General features: G+C 30.1%; 3 protein-coding genes. All 3 read left to right on the forward strand.

Annotation, left to right across the window (positions count from 1 at the left end):
• Window positions 1–98: 98 nt before the first annotated feature.
• From G3997_RS02425 to G3997_RS02435, 3 genes are read left to right on the forward strand one after another with little or no spacing between them, the layout of a single operon-like run.
• Window positions 99–1,364 carry a pyridoxal phosphate-dependent aminotransferase gene (locus tag G3997_RS02425; protein ID WP_296647525.1) on the forward strand — a complete coding sequence of 422 codons (1,266 nt, stop codon included), beginning with the start codon at window positions 99–101 and terminating at the stop codon, window positions 1,362–1,364.
• Between the two features lie 30 nt (window positions 1,365–1,394).
• Complete coding sequence (gene iorA, locus G3997_RS02430; RefSeq protein WP_296647528.1) at window positions 1,395–3,179, forward strand: indolepyruvate ferredoxin oxidoreductase subunit alpha; 1,785 nt, start codon at window positions 1,395–1,397, stop codon at window positions 3,177–3,179.
• Between the two features lies 1 nt (window position 3,180).
• Entirely contained in the window at window positions 3,181–3,780 is a 600-nt protein-coding gene (locus G3997_RS02435) for an indolepyruvate oxidoreductase subunit beta (protein WP_296647531.1), read from the forward strand.
• Window positions 3,781–3,984: the final 204 nt, after the last annotated feature.

The following is a 3,984-nucleotide window of genomic DNA, read 5'->3' on the forward strand; positions in this document are numbered from 1 at the left end:
TAGTAAAAATACAAAATAATAAATTAAATAATTATTAAATGTGGTGTTATAGTAATTACTATTACATAATTTTTTAGAGTAAAAAAGGGGGATTTTCTATGGGGGAAATAATGGTTGCAAAACATGCTGTATGGCCAAGGGTTGGTGATCCRATTTTTAACATATCAGAAAGAGCTCAAAAAGCTATAGAAAAATTAGGTAAAGAAAACGTAATAAATGCTACTATAGGCTCGTTAACAGATGATGATGGAAATCTTATAACATTAAACACTGTATTTGATGAGTATAAATCACTACCTAATTCAGAGATAGCAGCATATGCTTCAATAGAAGGTCAAAAGGATTATTTAGAGGCTGTAAAAAAAGCTTGCTTTAAAGATTCTATACCAAATGCACATATAAGAGCTGTTGCATCCCCTGGTGGAAGTGGATCTATAAAGCTTGCAGTATGGAATTATACTAATCAAGGTGATGAAATATTAACATCTGATTGGTTTTGGAGTCCATATGTTAGTATAAGTGAGGAGGTAGGACGAAAAATAACTACATATCAATTATTTGACGAAAATAATAATTTCAACTTTAATTCTTTCAGAGAAAGATTCTTAGATATAGCAAGCCGACAAGAAAGAATATTCACTATATTAAATACACCAGCACATAACCCGACAGGATACAGTGTTCCAGATAATGATTGGGATAAAATCTTAAATTTATCAAAAGAAGTAGCTCAAAATAAAGATAAAAAAATAATATTATTCGTAGATGTAGCATACATAGATTTTGCTAAAGACGATGATGGATGCAGAAAATTCTTTGAAAAGTTTACAAATTTACCAGAAAATATTTTGGTAATAGTTGGATTTAGTATGTCGAAAGGATTTACATCCTATGGAATGAGAATGGGAGCTGCTATTTGCATATCATCTAGTGAAGATGTAGCAGAGCAGTTCTATTATTCTTGTGTTCATTCATGTAGAGCAACATGGTCAAATTGTAATAGAGGGCCGATGAAAGTTCTTGCTAATATAATAAATGACCCTAATAAATTTAAAGCATTTATTGATGAAAAGAAAATATATAAAAATATGCTAAGCCAAAGAGCAAGTGCATTTGTTGAGGGATCTAAAAAATGTGACCTTGAAATACTTCCTTATATAGATGGATTCTTTATTAGTATACCATGTGAAGACCCAAAAGCTGTTAGTGAAGAGTTAATAAAGGATAATGTTTTTGTAGTTCCACTTAAAAAAGGATTAAGATTTGCGGTTTGTGCAGTTTCAGAAGAAAAATGTGCTGTTGCACCAAGTATTATAAAAAATGCATTAGAATCTGTTAGAAGTCAAAATTTATCTAGAGTTTAAAATATAAACATTTATGGGGGAAACTAAGCTATGAAGTTATTAATGACTGGTAATGAAGCTATTGCACGTGGAGCCTATGAAGCAGGTGTAAGATTTGCATCTGCATACCCTGGAACACCAAGTACTGAAATATTAGAAAATGTAGCAACTTATAAAGATGATATAGTAGCAGAATGGGCAACTAATGAAAAAGTAGCATTAGAGGCAGCTATAGGAGGATCACTTGCAGGTGCTAGAACTATGGCATCTATGAAACATGTTGGAGTTAATGTTGCAGCTGACCCATTATTTACATTTTCATATACAGGAGTAAATGGAGGAATGGTTTTAATAACTGCAGATGAGCCTGGGATGCACTCTTCACAAAATGAGCAAGATAATAGAAATTATGCCAAGTTTGCTAAAATAGCAATGTTTGAACCATCGACTAGCCAAGAAGCTAAAGATATGTTTAAAGAAGCATTCGAAGTAAGTGAAAAGTATGATACACCTGTTTTATTTAGAGTGACAACAAGACTTTGTCATTCTAAAGGAATAGTTGAATGTAGTGATAGAGTAAATATTCCTATAAAAGAATATATTAAAAATCCTCAGAAGAATTTAACAGTTCCGGCACATGCTAAAATAAGAAGAGTAGAACTTGAAGATAGAATGAGTAAATTACTAGAATACTCTAATAATACAGAATTAAATAATTATGAAATAAATAATACTAAAATTGGTATAGTTGCATCAGGAATGTGTTATACATATGCAAAAGAAGTATTTAAAGATGATGCATCATATATGAAATTAGGATTTACTAATCCTATACCTATAGATAAGATAAAAGAATTTGCATCTAAAGTAGATAAAATTTATGTAATAGAAGAAAATGACCAATTTATAGAAGAACAATTAAAAGCAAATAATATAGAATGTCATGGTAAAGATGTATTTCCTTCATATGGAGAAATGACTCCAGATGTAATAAGAAAATCTATATTCGGTAAAATGAATGATACTATAGAATACAATAAAGAATTAGTTGTTAATAGACCTCCTGGACTATGTGCAGGCTGTCCTCATAGAGGTTTATTTTATGAATTAGGAAAAAGAAAAAATGTAATGGTAACAGGAGATATTGGATGCTATACTTTAGGTTTTGCACCTCCATATAATGCTATGGATACAGTTGTTTGTATGGGTGCTAGTTTGAGTACAGGACATGGAGCACAAAAAGTATTCAATATGAAGGAAAATAACAATATGAGAGTTGTTGGAGTTTTAGGTGATTCAACATTTTTCCATACAGGTATAAATTCATTATTAGATGTTGTTTATAATAAAGGAAATTCTATATCTATAATACTAGATAATAGAATAACAGGAATGACAGGTCATCAACAAAATCCAGGAACCGGGTATACCTTACAAGGAGATATAACTAATGAAGTTGATATAGAAGCATTAGTTAGAGCTTGTGGTATTAAAAATATAAGAACTATAAACCCAAATAACTTATCTCAAGTAAAAGAAAGTTTAGATTGGGCATTTGATTTAGATGAACCATCAGTAATAATAACTAGATGGCCATGTGTTTTAAAAAAATTCTCAGATAAAGATATAGCAGAGTTTAATAATCCATTTACTTCTAAATGTAATGTAGACGGTGAAAAATGTATAGGATGTAAATTATGTATGAAAACTGGATGTCCAGCTATATCATTTAATGCAGAAGAAAAATCAGTAGTAATAGATAAACATCAATGCGTAGGTTGTGAGGTATGTAGTCAAGTATGTCCAAAAGATGCTATATCTAAGGAGGTAATATAATATGACAAAAAGTATTATTTTAGTAGGTGTAGGTGGTCAAGGTACTATACTTGCAAGTAAATTGTTGACTACAGGCCTTATGAATGCTGGATATGATGTCAAAATGAGTGAGATACATGGAATGAGCCAAAGGGGTGGTTCAGTATCTTCACAAGTTAGATATGGAGAAAAAGTATATTCTCCAGTAATAGAAATAGGTGGAGCTGATATATTAGTATCCTTTGAAAAGATGGAAGCATTAAGATGGCTAGAGTATCTAAAGCCAGAAGGTAAAATAGTAGTAAATAATTATAGAATAGATTCCATGCCAGTTTTAATTGGTAAAGCTATTTATCAAGAAAAAGAAATAGAAGATGAATTAAAGAGATTAAATGCTACAATAATAGATGCAGCAGAAAAGGCAGAAGAAATGGGAAATTCAAAAGTAATGAATATAATTCTTCTAGGAGCATTAGTAAAATCTATGGAGTTAGAATATATAGATTGGGAAAGTATTATAAGAGAGAATGTTAAATCAAAATTTATAGATATAAATCTAGAAGCATTTAAAAAGGGAATAGAAATGGTTTCAGAAGAAGCATTAGATTTAGAAACTAATTAATATATTTGAGCTATCTCAAAAATGAATTTTATAGGTAACTAGTAAATTCTATTTTGAGATGGCTTTTTTAGGGGGATATAGATATATATGAATTACAGAATATTAACTATAAATCCAGGTTCTACTTCTACAAAGATAGCTGTCTATGACAATGAAAAACAACTACTAGTAAAAACTATAAATCATAGAATARAAGATTTAGAA

The organism is Romboutsia sp. 13368 (assembly GCF_018336475.1).
Classification (GTDB): Bacteria; Bacillota; Clostridia; order Peptostreptococcales; family Peptostreptococcaceae; genus Romboutsia.